Origin of the sequence: Burkholderia sp. Se-20378 (genome assembly GCF_017104665.1) — a bacterium.
Lineage (GTDB): Bacteria > Pseudomonadota > Gammaproteobacteria > Burkholderiales > Burkholderiaceae > Burkholderia > Burkholderia lata.
On record NZ_JAAGPG010000908.1, the window covers coordinates 1 to 2,236 of the forward strand.

The following is a 2,236-nucleotide window of genomic DNA, read 5'->3' on the forward strand; positions in this document are numbered from 1 at the left end:
TGCGCGGCCATGCGGCGCGCGTCGAGGCCGCGCAGTTCGCGGGCCAGGACGCCGACGTGCTCGTGCGCCTCGATGCCGATCGCGACGTGCTCGTGCGCGCACGCGTGCCGGGACACCGGTGTCCGGCCGTCGGCGAACGCGTCGCACTGGTGGTGGATGGCGCGGTGATGGCGTACGCGCGCTGAGCGGCGCGGCACGCCGCTACGCGCTTTTGCTCGCGTTCACACGCATTCAGGCATCGGCGCAGCCCGCATCCGACAACGGCCGGAACGTCCGGCCCTCCGTCTCGACCGTCGCGCCCAGCAGCCGCGCGAGCCCCTTCGCGCCTTCGCGCATCACGACGTCGTGATTCCATCGGAACAGCGGGCGACCGAGCGGCTCCAGCCGGTTCATCCAGCGCACGTGCGTGCGGATGTGCCAGTCGTAGCGCACGATCGTACGGGCGCCGTCGGCAACGAACGACCAGCATCCGTCGCCTTCGATCGCGCCGCTCGCACGGCCTTCGAGCGCATGCGGCGGCTCGACGCGTCGCACGCGCATGTCGAACGTCAGCCGATACGGCAGCGCCCCCTTCCACGTGTACCGGTGCAGCGCGCCGACGCCGCGCGCATCGCCCGGCTCGATCTCGACGGTGCTCACGGCGCCCTTCCACCAGTCGGGCCAGCGGTCGACCTGGTAGATCGCGTCCCACACCACCGCAAGCGGCGCGTCCACGCGCCAGGTCGTCGAGAACCGGTATTCCGCCATGCAGCCTCCGGCCTGCCCGTCAGGGGCAGGAGTCTGCGCACCGTTCAGGGCGCGAAGAAGCGTTCGGGAAACGCGACGTCGATCTCGACGTCGTCGAGCGTCACGGTTTCGAGCGGCACGTCGTCATCGTCCGCGAAGCTGACGACCTTCAGCGGAAAGCCGTCCTCGGTATCCAGCCACAGCCGGTAGCGATGCACGCCGTCGACCACATGGGCGGGCGCGCCCGTGACCGACACGCGCAGCGCGGTCCGGCCGCCGACCGCCTCCTCGCCTTCGGTCACCGTCGCGCCGCCTTCCTGCAGCGCATGGACGTTGCGCAGCAGTTCGCCGACGTCCGACCGGTCGACCCGGTGGCCGCTGCGGTCGCGCACGAGCGGATTGGACGGCGACAGCGTCAGCGCGGGCGGCGCATGCGCGCCGAACGGGCGCAGCCGCACCTTGCCGTCGCCGGGATCGTAGGCGAGCACCGCGCCGTGATGCGGCGACACGAAATCCATCCGGACGAAGCCCGGTTTCAGGTACGCGTAGCGGATTTCGGTGTGCTCGCCGCTGCGCGCGGACGAGCGGATCGTCGCGCGGTACGAGCGGACGTGGTCGAAATGCGCCTGCGCGACAGTCACGGGATCGGCGGTCATGCTCGCTCCTATCAGGCTCGCGGCCAGCAACGCGGCGATCACGGCGCCGCCTCGACATCGAGCACGCCTTCCATCCCGCGCTCGCGATGGCTCCTGAAAAACAGCAGCCGATGCGTGCAATAGTAGGCGAACCGGCCCGGCTGCGCCGGCGTGAAGCGAAACGTCTTCGGCGTCGTGGCGAGCTCGGTGTGCACCGTGATGCCGGCCTGCGGCGCATCGATCTCGAAGCTGTGCGGCACCAGGCCGGGCTCGGCCGACACGGTCAGCTCGACCGGCACGTGCGCCCGCACGATCACGTGGTTCGGTCGGAAGAAATAGCTGCCGCCGACGATCGCCACCCGCTGCACGCCGTCGGCGTCGACGGGCACGCGCACCGGTGCGTCGCCGTCCGCCCACACCAGCACGCTGCCCGCGGCGAGCGCCGCCAGCGCCAGCATCGGCACGAGCCCCTTCGTCAACGTCGTCTTCATCGCCTGCTCCGTACCGGCGCCGCGCGCGTTACCCCTTCCACGCGTCGGTCGGGCCGCCGAGTTCGCCACACGCGTCGATCGCGAGTTCGCGCAGGCGCCGTTCGTCGCCCCGGCCGGACAATGCATAGCCCATTCCGCGATCCGACCAGAAATACGTGTAGCGGTCGCCGGCCGACATTGCCTGCGGCGCGAGGCGCCGTGCGTCGTAAGCCGTCATGTACAGCGTCACGCGCTCGCCGTCCGCGCGCTGGTACATGAGTTGCGCGGCCGGCCCCGCTTCGCCGGGGAGCAGCCGGCCGCCGAGCAGCGCGTAGCGATCGGGAGAGCGTCGGGGAGGGAAAGAGTGTGCGCAAGCGTGTAGAGCTAGGTGGGTGACGGACCAGA

General features: G+C 70.9%; 5 protein-coding genes. 1 reads left to right on the forward strand and 4 read right to left on the reverse strand.

The window, feature by feature from the left end:
• On the forward strand, nt 1-185 hold a 185-nt coding region (locus tag G3N93_RS38850), incomplete at its 5' end, for a TOBE domain-containing protein (RefSeq protein ID WP_206135420.1).
• A 46-nt stretch (nt 186-231) separates the two neighbouring features.
• On the opposite strand, the gene G3N93_RS38855 is transcribed toward G3N93_RS38850, so the two are convergent.
• The 4 genes from G3N93_RS38855 to G3N93_RS38870 all read right to left on the reverse strand — a co-directional run.
• The gene (locus G3N93_RS38855) at nt 232-747 is read right to left on the reverse strand and encodes an SRPBCC family protein (protein WP_174940725.1); all 516 of its coding nucleotides are present in this window, start codon (nt 745-747) and stop codon (nt 232-234) included.
• Nucleotides 748-791: 44 nt separating this feature from the next.
• On the reverse strand, nt 792-1,424 hold the full coding sequence (locus G3N93_RS38860) for a DUF1571 domain-containing protein (protein ID WP_041492753.1): 633 nt from the start codon (nt 1,422-1,424) through the stop codon (nt 792-794).
• Nucleotides 1,421-1,852: a quinol oxidase gene (locus G3N93_RS38865; protein WP_206135421.1), complete on the reverse strand. Its 432-nt coding sequence runs from the start codon at nt 1,850-1,852 to the stop codon at nt 1,421-1,423. Before G3N93_RS38865 ends, G3N93_RS38860 begins: the two co-directional genes overlap by 4 nt.
• 28 nt (nt 1,853-1,880) lie before the next feature.
• Nucleotides 1,881-2,236: anti-sigma factor (locus G3N93_RS38870; RefSeq protein WP_374196558.1), on the reverse strand; the 356-nt coding region annotated here is incomplete at its 5' end.

Coding starts and splice junctions, on each gene's coding strand:
- G3N93_RS38855 (WP_174940725.1), bottom strand. CDS start 747: ATGGCGGAATACCGGTTCTCGACGACCTGGCGCGTGGACGCGCCGCTT.
- G3N93_RS38865 (WP_206135421.1), bottom strand. CDS start 1,852: ATGAAGACGACGTTGACGAAGGGGCTCGTGCCGATGCTGGCGCTGGCG.